The 15,800-nt window shown below is 71.1% G+C and carries 15 protein-coding genes; 11 read left to right on the top strand and 4 right to left on the bottom strand.

Translation table 11 applies throughout. The features are described 5' to 3' along the window. The first annotated feature begins 110 nt into the window (after positions 1–110). Positions 111–1,472, top strand: a complete 1,362-nt coding sequence (locus LRD69_RS30250) for a hypothetical protein (RefSeq protein ID WP_277330035.1) — start codon at positions 111–113, stop codon at positions 1,470–1,472. Between the two features lie 120 nt (positions 1,473–1,592). Here LRD69_RS30250 and LRD69_RS30245 read toward each other — a convergent pair whose 3' ends face one another. Then, the gene (locus tag LRD69_RS30245; RefSeq protein ID WP_277330034.1) at positions 1,593–2,009 is read right to left on the bottom strand and encodes an SsgA family sporulation/cell division regulator; all 417 of its coding nucleotides are present in this window, start codon (positions 2,007–2,009) and stop codon (positions 1,593–1,595) included. A gap of 179 nt (positions 2,010–2,188) precedes the next feature. Here LRD69_RS30245 and LRD69_RS30240 point away from each other — a divergent pair, with 179 nt between their 5' ends. Then, a complete protein-coding gene (locus LRD69_RS30240) occupies positions 2,189–3,286 on the top strand; it encodes an oxidoreductase (protein ID WP_277330033.1) in 1,098 nt (365 codons plus the stop codon). Positions 3,287–3,477: 191 nt separating this feature from the next. On the opposite strand, the gene LRD69_RS31120 is transcribed toward LRD69_RS30240, so the two are convergent. Further along, a complete protein-coding gene (locus LRD69_RS31120; protein WP_346771943.1) occupies positions 3,478–3,621 on the bottom strand; it encodes a hypothetical protein in 144 nt (47 codons plus the stop codon). A 55-nt stretch (positions 3,622–3,676) separates the two neighbouring features. On the opposite strand from LRD69_RS31120, the gene LRD69_RS30230 reads away from it, so the two are divergent. Both LRD69_RS30230 and LRD69_RS30225 read left to right on the top strand, forming a co-directional pair. Continuing rightward, a complete protein-coding gene (locus LRD69_RS30230) occupies positions 3,677–4,354 on the top strand; it encodes an endonuclease V (protein WP_277330032.1) in 678 nt (225 codons plus the stop codon). Positions 4,355–4,449: 95 nt separating this feature from the next. After that, on the top strand, positions 4,450–4,593 hold the full coding sequence (locus LRD69_RS30225; protein WP_277330031.1) for a hypothetical protein: 144 nt from the start codon (positions 4,450–4,452) through the stop codon (positions 4,591–4,593). Positions 4,594–4,630: 37 nt separating this feature from the next. Here the strand turns inward: LRD69_RS30225 and LRD69_RS30220 are convergent, their stop codons facing one another. Next, positions 4,631–5,821: a saccharopine dehydrogenase NADP-binding domain-containing protein gene (locus LRD69_RS30220; RefSeq protein ID WP_277330030.1), complete on the bottom strand. Its 1,191-nt coding sequence runs from the start codon at positions 5,819–5,821 to the stop codon at positions 4,631–4,633. A 204-nt stretch (positions 5,822–6,025) separates the two neighbouring features. On the opposite strand from LRD69_RS30220, the gene LRD69_RS30215 reads away from it, so the two are divergent. The 6 genes from LRD69_RS30215 to thrS all read left to right on the top strand — a co-directional run bounded on the left by LRD69_RS30215 (position 6,026) and on the right by thrS (position 14,312). Continuing rightward, positions 6,026–7,168 carry a CaiB/BaiF CoA-transferase family protein gene (locus LRD69_RS30215; protein WP_277330028.1) on the top strand — a complete coding sequence of 381 codons (1,143 nt, stop codon included), beginning with the start codon at positions 6,026–6,028 and terminating at the stop codon, positions 7,166–7,168. Continuing rightward, positions 7,168–8,193 carry an LLM class F420-dependent oxidoreductase gene (locus LRD69_RS30210; RefSeq protein ID WP_277330027.1) on the top strand — a complete coding sequence of 342 codons (1,026 nt, stop codon included), beginning with the start codon at positions 7,168–7,170 and terminating at the stop codon, positions 8,191–8,193. Before LRD69_RS30215 ends, LRD69_RS30210 begins: the two co-directional genes overlap by 1 nt. A gap of 10 nt (positions 8,194–8,203) precedes the next feature. After that, positions 8,204–9,346 carry an acyl-CoA dehydrogenase family protein gene (locus LRD69_RS30205; protein ID WP_277330026.1) on the top strand — a complete coding sequence of 381 codons (1,143 nt, stop codon included), beginning with the start codon at positions 8,204–8,206 and terminating at the stop codon, positions 9,344–9,346. Between the two features lie 35 nt (positions 9,347–9,381). Further along, complete coding sequence (locus LRD69_RS30200; RefSeq protein ID WP_266999679.1) at positions 9,382–10,596, top strand: acetyl-CoA C-acetyltransferase; 1,215 nt, start codon at positions 9,382–9,384, stop codon at positions 10,594–10,596. Positions 10,597–10,633: 37 nt separating this feature from the next. After that, entirely contained in the window at positions 10,634–12,805 is a 2,172-nt protein-coding gene (locus LRD69_RS30195) for a 3-hydroxyacyl-CoA dehydrogenase NAD-binding domain-containing protein (protein ID WP_277330025.1), read from the top strand. Between the two features lie 139 nt (positions 12,806–12,944). Then, on the top strand, positions 12,945–14,312 hold the full coding sequence (thrS, locus tag LRD69_RS30190; protein ID WP_277330024.1) for a threonine--tRNA ligase: 1,368 nt from the start codon (positions 12,945–12,947) through the stop codon (positions 14,310–14,312). Positions 14,313–14,354: 42 nt separating this feature from the next. Here thrS and LRD69_RS30185 read toward each other — a convergent pair whose 3' ends face one another. Beyond that, entirely contained in the window at positions 14,355–15,086 is a 732-nt protein-coding gene (locus tag LRD69_RS30185) for a MerR family transcriptional regulator (protein WP_277330023.1), read from the bottom strand. 176 nt (positions 15,087–15,262) lie between these two features. Between LRD69_RS30185 and LRD69_RS30180 the strand changes: the two genes are divergently transcribed. Next, positions 15,263–15,739 (top strand): macro domain-containing protein, encoded by a 477-nt coding sequence (locus tag LRD69_RS30180; protein WP_277330022.1) that lies wholly within the window; start codon positions 15,263–15,265, stop codon positions 15,737–15,739. The last annotated feature ends 61 nt before the right edge of the window (positions 15,740–15,800 follow it).

Genomic DNA, 15,800 nt, shown 5'->3' with positions numbered 1-15,800 from the left:
ATCAGACGACAACAAGGACGTCACGAACGGTAGGACGGGGCCTCGCGGCACGGCAACCGATTTACGTTGGTCCGGCCGCGCCGGTGCGTGCGGCAGGACGGGGGCGGACGATGACAGGTCACCGGACGGGCAGAGCCCTGAGGGCGCTCACGGTGCTCTGCGCCGGCGCGGTGCTCACCGGCTGCTTCGCACCGCAGCCACCGAGGTTCGGGGACGGCGTGTCCGTCCCCGCCGAGCAACGGCGCATTCCGCTGACCGTCCCGCCGGGGCCGGACGGCAGTTGGTCGCTGCTGGAGGCCCGTGAGGGGCTCATCGGCGAGGGGCGCAAGCTCGCCCGGATCCCGCAGGAGGCGGAGGAGGGAGTGCACGGCCCGGTGAAGGGCTGGACGGCTACGCTCCCTGCCGAGTTCGCGATCACCTCGCGGCTGCCGGGCCGGCCGCACTCGGCGGTCGGTCTCCTCCAGGGCATCGTGCTGATCGGCGGACGCACCGGCCGGACGGATCCGACCGCCGTCGCCCTCGCCGAGCCCAGCAGCGGCGTCCTCCTCTGGAGGCACCCGCTGCCCCCGGACAGCAGGGTTCTGCTGCTGCCCGGCACCACCGGGCCGACGATCGGGGCGGCCACCTGCTCCGCGGCCGGATGCCGGTTCACCGCCTGGGACATGTACCGGGGGACGCGGCAGTGGAGCAGCAGCATTCCGGGGGCGTACCGGGTACGGACCCCGTGCGGCGCGGATGCGCTGGGCGGTCGCGATGCGGCCCCGGGGCTGTGCGGGCCGCTGGTCATCGGCAAGGACCGGGTCGGCACCTTGGACGAGGAGACGCACCGCCCGGTGTGGATACCCGGCCTGCGCCCTCCGGCCGGGACCGTCGACCGGGTCGCCCAGGCCAACTACCGGACCTTCCTGGTCACCGCGCCGGCCAAGGGGAGTTGCCGCGCGACCGTCCTGGCAGCTGCGCCGCCGGGAGACGAACACAAGGGGTGGCGTTACGACTTCGTCTGGGACCAGCCGCAGGCCGCACGCGATCCGCACACCGGCTGCCGCTGGAACCCCGGTCTGCCGCTGAAGACCGCCTTCGACCTCGTGCTGCCCGTGCGGGGCGGAGCCCTGGTCGTCGACCCGTACTTCGGCCCGGAGCATCAACCCCGCCGGCTCGCCGAAGGGGCGTACGCGGTCGCGGCGGACGGCAGGGGCTCGCCGGACCTGATCCGCGCCCCCGGCCGCCCCGACCGTCCGCTCGACCCCGCGCTCGCCGACCGCAGGCGGACCGAGGCGCTGGGGGCGGGGGCCCGGCAGGTGAGCGGCGACCTCTTCCAGTACGGGCGGAAACTTCTGCTGGTCGGCTACGACGGCACGGTGCGCTGGCGCGGGACGTCGGACTGCATCCCGTTCTCCGCGGTGACGCCCGGCGAGGTGACGTACTGCGACGGCCGGAACCTGGTGGAGATCAAAGCGGTGAAGAAGGACTGACCGGGCCTCGGGTCTTTCGTTTGGATCAGGCTGGATCAGGGAGCGGGGTCGGGTTCGTGCAGCTGCAGCGCGGAGGACGGAGCCGACGCGGAGCGTCGGGATCCGGTCGCCGGACTCCGCTCAGCGCGGCCCGCCGAACAGGTCCGCCAGACTCCGGTCGAGGTCCAGGAACCGGTGCTCCTGCCCGGACGGGACCAGTTCCTGCGCCCGTTCGAGGAAGTGACGCAACTCCGCCGTGCGGACATGCACCATCGCGATGCCCTCGGCGGCATGGAACTCCAGAACCGTGCGGTCGTAACCGAACGGCCTGATCCGTACGTCCCCGACACCGGCCGCCGCGTCCATGCCCTCGGCCAGCAGTTCGCGGGAGAACTCCCAGGAGACCTCCGTACCCTCCAGCGTCGCCGGGGCGGGGAACGCCATACGGACGGCGAACGGGTCCCTGCGGTCGTACTGCAGCGTGGCCGGCAGCGTCTCCATCCGCGGCGCGGATGCGACCATGCGCGCCTGCACGGACTGTTCGATAACGGTGGACAAGACCTGCTCCCTCTCGCGGCCGCGGACGGTACCCGGCATCGACTGAGACGACGGAAGCCTCTGATCCGTGCACCGGAGGTGACGTGAGCTTCGTCACCGCCGGCACCCGGGACTGCACGGCTTCCTGTCCGGCGGCGCACCCTGGACGGCGTTCTGTCGGTGCGTTAGCTTCCTGCGCCATGAGGCCCAAGGGGAAGACGATACGACTGATGTCATGGGGACTGTGCGGGGCGGCACTGACCGCAGCACTGGTCACACCGTCGGCAGCGCAGGCGGCGCCGGGGGAGCCGGGGCCCGGCCACCGCCCCGCGTGGACGCTCACACAGACGGGGACCGACGCCCGTTTCCGCGGCCTTTCCGCCGTCAGCAGCCGCACCGCGTGGGCCGCGGGCTCGAAGGGCACGGTCCTGCGCACCACCGACGGCGGCCGCCACTGGCACGACGTCTCGCCGCCCGGCGCGACGGAGGAGGCCCTGGAGTTCCGGGACATCGAGGCCTTCGACGCGCGGCGTGCGGTGGTACTGGCCATCGGGGAGGGCGAGGCCTCCCGCGTGTTCCGTACGGACGACGGCGGGGCCACCTGGACCGAGTCCTTCCGCAACACCGACTCCCGCGCCTTCTACGACTGTCTTACCTTCTTCGACAGTCGGCACGGGCTCGCCATGAGCGATCCGGTCGACGGCAGATTCCGCATCCTGTCCACCGCCGACGGAGGCCGCAGCTGGACGCTGCTGCCCACGGCCGGGATGCCGGTGGCGCAGACGGGCGAGGCGGGCTTCGCCGCCGGCGGTCAGTGCCTGGTCAGTTCGGGGCCGAAGGACGTCTGGCTGGCGACGGGCGGCGCGGCCACCGCGCGGGTACTGCACTCCGCCGACCGCGGACTGAACTGGACGGTGACCGCATCGACCATCCCGGCCGGGGACCCGGCCCGTGGCGTCTTCGGGCTCGCCTTCCGCGACCGTACCCACGGCATCGCGGTGGGCGGCGACTACCGCGCCGATCAGCCGTCGCCGGACGCAGCGGCCGTCACAGGCGACGCAGGCCGCAGCTGGCAGCGGTCCACCACCCCGCCGGCCGCCTACCGTTCCGGTGTCGCCTGGATCCCGCACGCCCGCGCCACGGCACTCGCCGTCGGACCGACCGGGACGGATCTGACGACCGACGGCGGACGCACCTGGCACACGGTCGACACCGGTTCGTACGACACCGTGGACTGCACACACGACGGCGGCTGCTGGGCCGCGGGCGAGAAGGGACGGATCGCCCGGCTGCACTGACACCTGGTCATCGTCGTCAGGGGCCCGTCGAAGGACGGGGCTCAGGACAACCGCCGTCGGTGCGGGGCGGGTCCGTCCGAAGTCTTCGTCGCGATGAACTCCGTGATCCGGTACGCGCACACGCCCCGGTGACGAAGGGGTCGGCCGCCGCGCTCTCCCGAACTGCGCGCGGTCGTCCCCGACGGCGAGGGTCACCCTTCCTCGCGCGGGTTCCTGCGGCCGGACGCGAGGAGGACTCCGGCCACATACCGCGCGTCCGGCCGGGCGACATGCACCTCCAGCAGCGCGTCGCCCCGCTCGACGGGGGCGGTACATGCCCACGCGAGTGCGCGCATGAACGGCACACCGCCAACGGCCCGTTCCGGCGGGACTTCTAAGCTGGCCGGCACCATGACGACGTTCCGCATGCCCGCCGACGCAGCCGAAGCCCGCGCCATCCAGGACACCCTGCGTGCCCGGGTGGTGCTCGACGAGCCGGGGCCGCCGCCCGGCGCGGGACGGGTGACCGGAGTGGACGTCGCCTACGACGACGAGCGCGATGTCGTCGTGGCGGCGGCGGTCGTGCTCGACGCGGCGACGCTGGACGTGATCGCGGAGGCCACCGCCATCGGCCGGGTCACCTTCCCGTACATCCCGGGACTGCTCGCCTTCCGGGAGATCCCGACCGTGCTGGATGCGCTGGAGGCACTTCCGGTCGACCCCGGACTCGTCGTCTGTGACGGCTACGGCAGGGCCCACCCGCGCCGCTTCGGGCTCGCCAGTCATCTGGGCGTGCTCACCGGGCTCCCCGTCTTCGGCGTCGCCAAGAACCCGTTCACCTTCACCTACGAACAGCCGGGCCCCCGGCGCGGCGACTCCTCCCCGCTCCTCGACGGGGACGAGGAGGTGGGCCGGGCGCTGCGCACCCAGGACGGCACCAAACCGGTGTACGTATCCGTCGGACACCGGACCGGTCTGGACAACGCCTGCGCGCACACGCTCCGGCTGGCCAGGGACTTCCGCCAGCCGGAGACCACCCGAAGGGCCGACGCGCTCTGCAGACGGGCTCTCAGGGAAGCGACCGCCTGAGGGCTGCGGAAACGCGCCCACGAGTGCCCGCGGGCCCCGCATCTGAGTATGTGTACGGATATCGCTCGTCGATCATGACCGGCATTCTGGTGCGCATGACCGATCATCGAACGACCACACGTCCCGGAACCGTCTATGTCGCCCAGCGGCGCCTCGCCATCGGCATGACCCTGGGTGTCCTCGCGGGAGTGGTGTGGACCGTCTCGATGATCTGCACGCTCGTGTCCTGGGCGCTCTGATCCCCGGATCGGCCCACCCGCCCCGGCGCCGGTCCGCTCAGCGGACCGCCGCGACCCGGAAGCGCAGCCCCGCCCCGCGCAGCCGCTCCAGCAGCGCGTCGCCCATCGCGACAGCCGTGGTGACCTGCCCGGACGTCGGTGGAAGTTCGTCCAGAGCGAGGCAGAGCGCGGACTGTGCGAGCATCTTCGCCGTCTCGCCGTAGCCGGGGTCACCGCCGGACACCTCGGTGAAGACGCGACGGCCGCCGCCCTCGCCGACGAAGCGGACCGTGAACCAGCTCCGCCTGCGACGCTCCGCGTCCGGGCCCTCGCCCGGCTGGTACCGGTCCATCAGCCAGTTCCGCGCGGCCGGCAGCTGCGCCGCACCCAGCAGAGCGGCGATCGCCGCCGTTCCGCCGAGTGCCACCGGCAGGCTCTTCACCGAGGCGAAATGGCGGTAGCGGAAGTCGGGACCGTACCGCGCGAGCCCGCGCGCCGAGCGTTCGACGACCTGTGGGTCCAGTGTCGGCAGGGGCAGTGCCCAGGTGCCGGTCTCCCCACTGAAGTGCGGGGTGCCGAGCGGGGCGCGGGCGCGGCGGCCGACCAGGCGCGGTTCGTGCAGCCGGCGCTCGTGGGCGGTGCGCAGCATCTGCGGGCCGCGGCCCATCGCGGTGAGCGCGGAGGCGAACGTGCCGCCGGAGAAGACGGCATTGCTGCGGACGAACCCGTCGATCGTCAGCGGCACGTCCTGCGGCAGTTGCTGGACGGTGAAGTACACCCCGAGGTCGTGCGGTACGGAGTCGAAGCCGCAGGCGTGCACGAGCCGTGCCCCGGTCTCACGGGCCCGGGCGTCGTGCTCCAGGAACATCCGGTCGACGAACTCCGCCTCGCCGGTCAGGTCCGCGTAGTCCGTACCGGCCTCGGCGCAGGCGGCCACGAGCTTCTCGCCGTGCCAGACGTACGGGCCGACCGTCGAGGCCACCACGTGCGCCGATTCGGCGAGTTCGCGCAGCGCGTCGGGGTCGTCGGCGTCCGCGCGCAGCAGGGGCAGCTCCGCGCAGCGCGGATCGACGGCGGTCAGATGCTCCCGCAGCTTCTCCAGCTTGGCCGGGCTGCGGCCCGCCAGCGCCCAGCGGCAGCCGTCGGGAGCGTTCGCGGCGAGATATTCGGCGGTGAGCGCACCCACAAAGCCGGTGGCGCCGAAGAGGACTATGTCATAAGGGCGTTCTGCCCCGTTCTGCCTGTTCACGAGTGCCTCCGCAGGGCGCCGCCGCCGATGTAGCAGGCAGAGGGTAGCCGAGGGGGTCGTGGCGGTGTGCAACCGGGCGGCGCTCGTGGGGGAGGATCGGGAAGAGGAACTAAGCGCTTGCTCGGTCCAAGGGGTTGTGCGGAGCGCGGCGTCTTCTTAGCATCATCGCTGTTACATCAGTTGTGTCACACCGCTGGGGGCTTGATGGCAACGACAGAGCGCGGCCCACTGGCGGGCGTACGCGTGGTGGAGATGGCGGGCATCGGCCCCGGTCCGTTCGCGGCGATGCTCCTCGCCGACCTCGGCGCCGACGTCGTCAGGGTCGACCGGCCCGGAGGCCCGGGGCTGGGCATCGACCCCTCCTGCGACCTCACCAACCGCAACAAACGCTCCGTGCTCGTCGACCTCAAGGCCGAGGACGGCCCGGGCCGGGTCCTCGACCTGGTCGAACGCGCCGACATCCTGATCGAGGGCTACCGTCCGGGCGTCGCCGAACGGCTCGGCGTCGGTCCCGACGCCTGTCTGGCCCGTAACCCGCAGCTCGTCTACGGGCGGATGACCGGCTGGGGCCAGGACGGGCCGCTCGCCGAACGGGCCGGACACGACATCGCGTACATCGCCCTCACCGGCACGCTCTCCATGATCGGCAAGCCCGGCGAGCCGCCCACGGTCCCCGCCAATCTGGTCGGCGACTACGCGGGCGGCTCGCTCTACCTCGTCGTCGGCGTCCTCGCCGCCCTCCAGCACGCGCGGACCCCCGGCGGCACGGGTCAGGTCGTGGACGCGGCGATCGTCGACGGCGCCGCCCACCTCGCCACGATGATCCACGGGATGCTGGCGGCCGGCGGCTGGCAGGACCGGCGCGGCTCCAACCTCCTGGACGGCGGCTGTCCGTTCTACGGCTCGTACGAGACGGCCGACGGCCAGTACATGGCGGTCGGCCCGCTGGAGCAGCAGTTCTACGACGAGTTCACCAAGCTCCTCGGCATCGAGGACCAGGTCCCGGACCGCAAGGACGTCACCCGCTGGGAGGAGCTGCGCACGGTCGTCGCCGACCGGTTCAGGACCCGGACGCGCGCGGAGTGGACCGAGGTCTTCGAAGCCACGGACGCCTGTGTGGCGCCGGTCCTCTCGCTCCGCGAGGCCCCGCACCACCCGCACCTCGCCGCCCGCTCCACCTTCGTCGAGCACAGCGGCCTCACCCAGCCGGCCCCCGCGCCACGCTTCTCCGCCACCCCCGTCTCCGTACGCAGCGGACCCGCGCAGCCCGGCGCGGACACCGAGGACGTCGCCCGCGACTGGGACGTACCGAGCATGCACCGGCCCCGGAAGGACACCGCCCACTGATGGAACTCTCCCTGCCGCTGAACTACGCGGGCGACCCGCGCGAGGCCTGCGACCAGGTCGCCGCGCTGGAGTCCGCCGGACTCGACGCCGTCTGGGTCGCCGAGGCGTACGGCTTCGACTCGCCCACCCTCATGGGCTATCTGGCCGCCCGCACCCAGCACATGAAGATCGGTGCGGCGATCCTCAACGTCTACTCCCGCACCCCTGCCCTGATCGCCCAGACCGGCGCCGGACTCGATGCGATCTCCGGCGGCCGGGCACTGCTCGGGCTCGGCGCGTCCGGGCCGCAGGTCGTCGAGGGCTGGCACGGCAAGGCGTACGGCAAGCCGCTCGGCAGGACCCGCGAGACCGTGGAACTGTGCCGCCGGATCTGGCGGCGCGAGGTCATCGACCACCACGGCATCACCGATATGCCGCTGCCCGAGGAGAAGGGCGGGCGCCTCGGTAAGCCGCTGAAGATCCTCACCCGTCCCGTGCGTGAGGAGATCCCGCTCTACATCGCCTCGCTGGGTCCCGCCAACGTCCGGCTGACCGCAGAGATCGCCGACGGCTGGCTGCCCACCCTCTACCTCCCGGAGAAGGCCCAGCAGGTGTGGGGCGCGGCCCTCGCCGAAGGCGCAGCCCGGCGCGACCCGGCGCGCGGACCGCTGCAGACCGTCGCCGGCGGACTGCTCGCCATCGGCGACGACGCTGCCGCACTCAGGGACCTCGCCCGCCCGCAGATCGCGCTGTACGTCGGCGGCATGGGCGCCAAGGGCAAGAACTTCTACAACGACCTCGCCGTCGCGTACGGGTACGAGAAGGAAGCCGCGCTCATCCAGGAGCTCTACCTCTCCGGGAAGAAGAAGGAGGCGGAGGCCGCCGTCCCGGACGAATTCTGTGAGCTCATGTCGCTGTGCGGGCCCGAGGGTTATGTGCGCGACCGCATCGAGGCGTTCCGCGAGTCGGGCGTCACCATGCTCAACGTCATCCCGGTCGGGTCCGATCCGGCCCGGCTGATCTCCACCGTCAAGAACTGGCTCTAGGAGGCCCGCCGTGGAGCGGCAGATCTTCACCGAGGAACACGAAGCGTTCCGCGAGACCGTCCGCACCTTCCTGACCAAGGAAGTCCTCCCGTACTACGAGCAGTGGGAGAAGGACGGCATCGTCTCGCGCGAGGCCTGGCTCGCGGCCGGCCGGCAGGGACTGCTCGGCCTCGCCGTTCCCGAGGAGTACGGGGGCGGCGGCACCACCGACTTCCGCTACAGCGCCGTCCTCTCCGAGGAATTCACCCGGGCCGGGGCCCCCGGGCTCGCGCTCGGCCTGCACAACGACATCATCGGCCCCTACCTGACCGGCCTCGCCACCGACGAGCAGAAGCGGCGCTGGCTGCCCGGCTTCTGCAGCGGCGAGATCATCACCGCCATCGCGATGACCGAACCCGGCGCGGGCTCCGACCTCCAGGGCATCCGCACCACCGCCGAGGACAAGGGCGACCACTGGCTGCTGAACGGCTCCAAGACGTTCATCTCCAACGGCATCCTCGCCGATCTGGTCGTCGTCGTCGCGAAGACCACCCCGGAGGGCGGTGCGAAGGGGCTCTCGCTGATCGTCGTCGAACGCGGTACGGAGGGCTTCGAGCGGGGCCGCAACCTCGACAAGATCGGCCAGAAGTCGCAGGACACGGCCGAACTGTTCTTCAACGACGTCCGCGTCCCCAAGGAGAACCTGCTCGGGAAGCGCGACGGCGCGTTCATTCATTTGATGACCAACCTGGCCCAGGAGCGGATGGGCATAGCGGTCGCCGGGATCGCCGCCGCCGAGTACCTCCTGGAGATCACCACCCAGTACGTCAAGGAGCGCGAGGCCTTCGGGCGGCCGCTCTCCAAGCTCCAGCACATCCGGTTCGAGATCGCCGAGATGGCCACCGAGTGCGCCGTCACCCGGACCTTCGTCGACCGGTGCATCGTCGATCACTCGGACGGGAAGCTGGACGCCGTACACGCCTCGATGGCCAAGTGGTGGGCCACCGAACTGCAAAAGCGCGTCGCCGACCGCTGCCTCCAGCTCCACGGCGGCTACGGCTACATGACGGAGTACCGGGTCGCCAAGGCGTTCACCGACGGCCGCATCCAGACCATCTACGGCGGAACGACCGAGATCATGAAGGAGATCATCGGCCGCTCGCTGCTCGCCTGACCCCGACGATCGACCACCCCCGAAAGGCTGCTGTCTTGAGTACCGAAGCATTTGTCTACGACGCGATCCGCACCCCGCGCGGCCGCGGCAAGGCCAATGGCGCCCTGCACGGCACCAAGCCGATCGACCTCGTCGTCGGCCTCATCCACGAAATCCGCAACCGGTTCCCGGGCCTGGACCCGGCCGCCATCGACGACATCGTCCTCGGCGTGGTCAGCCCGCTCGGCGACCAGGGCTCCGACATCGCCCGGATCGCCGCGATCGCCGCCGGACTCCCGGACTCGGTGGCCGGCGTCCAGGAGAACCGCTTCTGCGCCTCCGGTCTGGAAGCCGTCAACCTGGCTGCCGCCAAGGTCCGTTCCGGCTGGGAGGACCTGATCCTCGCGGGCGGCGTCGAGTCCATGTCCCGCGTGCCCATGGGTTCAGACGGCGGCGCCTGGGCGATGGACCCGATGACCAACTACGAGACCGGCTTCGCCCCGCAGGGGGTCGGCGCCGACCTCATCGCCACCATCGAGGGCTTCTCGCGGCGCGACGTCGACGAGTTCGCCGCGCTCTCCCAGGAGCGGGCCGCCGAGGCGTGGAAGGACGGCCGCTTCGCGCGCTCCGTCGTCCCGGTCAAGGACCGCAACGGCCTCGTCGTCCTCGACCACGACGAGCACATGCGCCCCGGCACCACCGCCGACTCGCTGGCCGCGCTCAAGCCCTCGTTCGCCACCATCGGCGAGCTGGGCGGCTTCGACGCCGTGGCGCTGCAGAAGTACCACTGGGTCGAGAAGATCGACCACGTCCATCACGCGGGCAACTCCTCCGGCATCGTGGACGGCGCCGCACTCGTCGCCATCGGCAACAAGGAGACCGGCGAGCGGTACGGCCTCACGCCGCGCGCCCGGATCGTCTCCGCCGCGGTCTCCGGCTCCGAGCCGACCATCATGCTGACCGGCCCCGCCCCCGCCACCCGCAAGGCACTCGCGAAGGCCGGACTCACCATCGACGACATCGACCTCGTCGAGATCAACGAGGCGTTCGCCGGTGTCGTGCTGCGCTTCGCCCGGGACATGGGGCTCTCCCTCGACAAGATCAACGTCAACGGCGGCGCCATCGCGCTCGGACACCCGCTCGGTGCCACCGGCGCGATGATCCTCGGCACGCTCATCGACGAACTGGAGCGCCAGGACAAGCGGTACGGCCTCGCCACCCTCTGCGTCGGCGGCGGCATGGGCATCGCCACCGTCATCGAGCGTCTCTGACCGCCCCGGCCACCCCTTGCTTACGGAGAACACCGCAATGACCGAGAGCACGACCATCCGCTGGGAACAGGACGAGACCGGCGTCGTCACCCTCGTACTCGACGACCCCAACCAGTCCGCCAACACGATGAACCAGGCCTTCAAGGACTCCATCGCGGCCATCGCCGACCGCGCGGAAGCCGAGAAGGACTCCCTCCGCGGCATCATCTTCACCTCCGCCAAGAAGACCTTCTTCGCGGGCGGCGACCTCAAGGACATGATCAAGGTCGGTCCCGAGAACGCGCAGGACGCCTTCGATGTCGGCACCGCCATCAAGCATTCGCTGCGCCGCATCGAGACCCTCGGCATCCCCGTCGTCGCCGCCATCAACGGAGCGGCCCTCGGCGGCGGTTACGAGATCGCGCTCGCCTCCCACCACCGCGTCGCCCTCGACGCGCCCGGCTCCCGCATCGGCCTGCCCGAGGTCACCCTCGGCCTGCTGCCCGCGGGCGGCGGTGTCACCCGCACCGTACGCCTCATGGGCGTCGCCGACGCGCTGCTGAAGGTCCTCCTCCAGGGCACCCAGTACACCCCGCGGCGCGCCCTGGAGAACGGCCTCGTCCACGAGGTCGCTGCCACGCCCGAGGAGATGCTGGACAAGGCCCGCGCGTTCATCGACGCCCACCCCGAGTCCCAGCAGCCCTGGGACGTCAAGGGCTACAAGATCCCCGGCGGCACTCCGTCCCACCCGAAGTTCGCCGCCAACCTGCCCGCCTTCCCGGCCAACCTGAAGAAGCAGCTCGCAGGCGCCCCCATGCCTGCCCCGCGCAACATTCTGGCCGCCGCCGTCGAGGGCTCCCAGGTCGACTTCGAGACCGCGCTGACCATCGAGGCCCGGTACTTCACCGAGCTCGTCACCGGCCAGATCTCGAAGAACATGATCCAGGCGTTCTTCTTCGACCTCCAGGCCGTCAACTCCGGCGCCAACCGCCCCAAGGGCATCGAGGAGCGCCAGGTCAGGAAGGTCGCCGTCCTCGGCGCCGGGATGATGGGCGCCGGCATCGCGTACTCCTGCGCCCGCGCCGGTATCGAGGTCGTCCTGAAGGACGTCTCCACCGAGGCGGCCGCCAAGGGCAAGGCCTACAGCGAGAAGCTGCTCGCCAAGGCGCTCTCCCGGGGCCGTACGACCGAGGCGAAGCGCGACGAGCTGCTGTCCCGCATCACCCCGACCGGCGACCCCGCCGATCTGGCGGGCTGCGACGCCGTCATCGAGGCGGTCTTCGAGGACACCGCGCTCAAGCACAAGGTGTTCCAGGAGATCCAGGACATCATCGAGCCCGACGCACTGCTCTGCTCCAACACCTCGACCCTGCCGATCACGGTCCTCGCCAAAGGGGTCACGCGCCCCGCCGACTTCATCGGCCTGCACTTCTTCTCGCCCGTCGACAAGATGCCGCTGGTCGAGATCATCAAGGGCGAGCAGACCGGCGACGAGGCCCTGGCGCGCGCCTTCGACCTGGTCCGCCGGATCCAGAAGACGCCGATCGTCGTCAACGACTCGCGCGGCTTCTTCACCTCGCGTGTCATCGGCCAGTTCATCAACGAGGGTGTCGCCATGGTCGGCGAGGGCGTCGAGCCCGCGTCGGTCGAGCAGGCCGCGGCGCAGTCCGGCTACCCGGCGAAGGTCCTGTCGCTGATGGACGAGCTGACGCTGACCCTGCCGCGCAAGATCCGCAACGAGACGAAGCGCGCGGTCGAGGAAGCGGGCGGCACCTGGGCCGGGCACCCTGCGGACGCCGTCATCGACCGGATGGTCGACGAGTTCGGACGCACCGGACGCAGCGGTGGCGCGGGCTTCTACGCGTACGACGAGGACGGCAAGCGGGCCGGGCTGTGGCCGGGGCTGCGCGAGCACTTCGCCAAGCCGGACGCCGACGTCCCGTTCGAGGACATGAAGGAGCGGATGCTCTTCTCCGAGGCGCTGGACAGCGTCCGCTGCCTGGAGGAGAACGTCCTCATCTCGGTCGCCGACGCCAACATCGGCTCCATCATGGGCATCGGCTTCCCGCCGTGGACCGGAGGCGTGCTCCAGTACATCAACGGGTACGAGGGCGGCCTGCCCGGCTTCGTGGCGCGCGCCCGGGAACTCGCCGAGAAGTACGGCGACCGGTTCCTGCCGCCCGCGCTGCTGGTGGAGAAGGCCGAGAAGGGCGAGACCTTCCACGACTGACCGACGTCCCCAGCGGGACACGAACCGGCCGGCGGCTGCGGTATCCGCACCCTCCGGCCGGAAAATGCCGGGTGGACAGCGGGACACCCTGCTAGCGTCAGCGCCATGAAGCGCGCTGCCATGACGACGACGCCGGAGAGTGTCCCGGCGCGCTGACAGATGTCTCAGTCCGAAGCCCCGGGGCGAGTGCCCCGGGGCTTCGGCACGGGGTCCCTCACCGCTCGAGCGAAGCCGAGAGTGTGGGGGAGGTCACTCGCCCGATGACCGCGAGGAGACCGCCATGCACGACCACCGCAAGCTCGGCCGCGAACTGGCCCTGTTCGACACCGACCCGCTGATCGGCGCGGGCCTTCCGTACTGGCTGCCCGACGGCGCGACCGTGCGGCACACCCTGGAGGAGTACATCCGCAGCGCCGAGCGGCGGGCCGGCTACCGGCACGTCTACTCGCCGGTGCTCGGCAAGCGGGAGCTGTACGAGATCTCCGGGCACTGGTCGCACTACAGCGACGACATGTTCCCGCCCATGGACCTGGGATCGGAGCAGGTCGTCCTGCGGCCCAGTCTCTGTCCCCACCACGCGGTGATCTACCGCTCCCGCTCCCACAGCTACCGCGAACTGCCGCTGCGCATGGCCGAACTGGGCGGTATGTACCGCTCCGAACTCTCCGGCGTGCTCGGCGGACTGACCCGCGTCCGGGCCATCCAGCTGAACGACGCGCACATCTTCTGCACCCTGGACCAGGTCGCCGACGAGGCGCGGGCGGCACTGGACATGATCCGCGAGGCGTTCGAGGCGCTGGGCATCCGCCCGACCCGCTACCGGCTCTCCCTCCCCGGCCCGGGCGGGAAGTACGTGGCCGCCCCGGAGATGTGGCAGCGGTCCACCGCCCTGCTGACCGAGGTGCTCGACCGCTCCGGGCTGCCCTACGACCCGGCGGAGGGCGAGGCCGCGTTCTACGGCCCGAAGATCGACGTCCAGGTCACCGACGGCGCGGGCAGGGAATCCACCCTGTCCACCGTCCAGGTCGACTTCCACCAGCCCGAACAGTTCGATCTGCACTACATCGGCGCGGACGGCGCGAAGCACCGGCCCGTCATGGTCCACCGCAGCATCATCGGCAGCGTGGAACGGGCCGTCGCCCATCTTATCGAACAGCACGGCGGAGCCTTCCCCGCCTGGCTCGCCCCGACCCAGCTGGCGATCCTCCCGATCTCCGAGGCGGAACTGCCGAACGCCGTGGCGCTCGCCCGGCGCTGCACCGACCGCGGACTGCGGGCCGAGATCGCCGGGCCGGAACGCGGCAGTCTGGGCGCCCGCATCCGGGAGGACCGTCTGGTGCCGTACCAGGCCGTGATCGGGGCGAAGGAAGCCGTCGACGACCACGTCGCCGTACGGCTGCGCGACGGACGCCGCCTCGACCCACAGCCGGCCGACGCCTTCCTCGACCGCATCGGCGCACTCACCGACGCCCGCACCACCGCGCTGTGGGACGACGCCGCCTCGTGACGGACCACGCTCCGGGAGGCGCTGCGGCCGCCGGCGGCGGTCTCACTCCGCCGTGAACGCGGCCCGCAGCTCCTCCTTGAGCGACCGCTGGAAGGCGGTGACCAGCGCCTGCAGCACGAGCGGCTGCATATGGGCCGACAGCGACTTCATCGTCGCCACGTGCTCCGGGTCCGACTCCCTCTCCCGGTACGGACCCCACACCTCGTCCCTGAACAGCCGCGTCAGTTCCTGCGCGGCGGACCGGGCGTGCTCCAGCAGTACCGTGCGCGACGAAAGGATCGTCTCGTGCGCGATCGGCACATCGAGCAGCTCGACCCCGAGCCGCAGCAGCCCCGGATCCACCCGGTAGGTGTCGTCCGCCGACTCGGCGTGCTCCAGCACCCCCATCGCGGCCAGCCGGTCGATGTCCGCCTCGCTCAGCGCCCGTCCGGCGCGCCGTTCCAGCTCGGCCCGGGTCGCGTCCTCGGCCGAATCCGGAGCCCAGGACGCCACCACCGCCCGGTGGATCGCCAGGTCGTGCGCGCTCAGGTCGGGTGGCAACTGCTCCAGGTAGCGTTCGATCGCGGCGAGCGTCATGCCCTGGTGCTGAAGCTCCTCGATCAGCGCCAGCCGGGAGAGATGGTCGTGCCCGTAGTGCCCGACGCGGCGCGGCCCGATCACCGGCGGCGGCAGCAGGCCGCGGGTGCTGTAGAAACGCACCGTGCGTACGGTGACTCCGGCACGCGCCGCCAGCTCGTCGACGGTGAGCCTCAGCTCCTCGGTCCCGGTCGCCATATCTGCTCCTCGCTGCTGACCGCGGGACACGGCTGTCCGTGGCCACTGCAGTGCCTGTGCACCATCCATCCGGTTCAACAGTATTGCTGTCTCACCAGTGTTGTGAAAGTCTCCGGCCGCGTCGATGCGCCGCCGTCCTTCGTTCGGTTGTCAGTGGTGGTCCGTACGGTGGTGTCATGCCGGAGATCACGTATGTACGGGGGGACGCCACCGCCCCGCACGGCAAGGGCGTCAAGCTGATCGCGCATGTCTGCAACGACCTGGGCGGCTGGGGCAAGGGCTTCGTCCTCGCCCTATCGCACCGCTGGCCCGAACCCGAAGCCGCGTACCGACGCTGGCACCGGGATCGCGCGGGCAATGACTTCGGCCTGGGCGCGGCGCAGTTCGTCCAGGTGGGGCCGTATGTGTGGGTGGCGAACATGGTGGGGCAACGCGGCATCCGTACGGGCAGCAAGGGCGTACCCGTGCGGTACGAGGCGATGGACGCGGCACTGGAGTCGGTGGCCGAACGGGCCGTCGAACTGGGCGCGTCGGTTCACATGCCCCGGATCGGGTGCGGCCTGGCGGGCGGGACGTGGTCCCGGGTCGAGCCGTTGATCGAGCGGCGTCTGCTGAGCCGGGGGGTTGCCGTGACGGTGTACGACTACGGGTAACCGCCCCTGCCCGTGATCGCATACTGGAACTCATACCGCCGGGCACCGGCCCGCACGCCGC

It is taken from the genome of Streptomyces sp. JH14 (genome assembly GCF_029428675.1).
GTDB lineage: Bacteria > Actinomycetota > Actinomycetes > Streptomycetales > Streptomycetaceae > Streptomyces.
The sequence above is the reverse complement of the archived record's forward strand: the minus strand, read 5'-3'. Positions and strand labels throughout refer to the sequence as shown.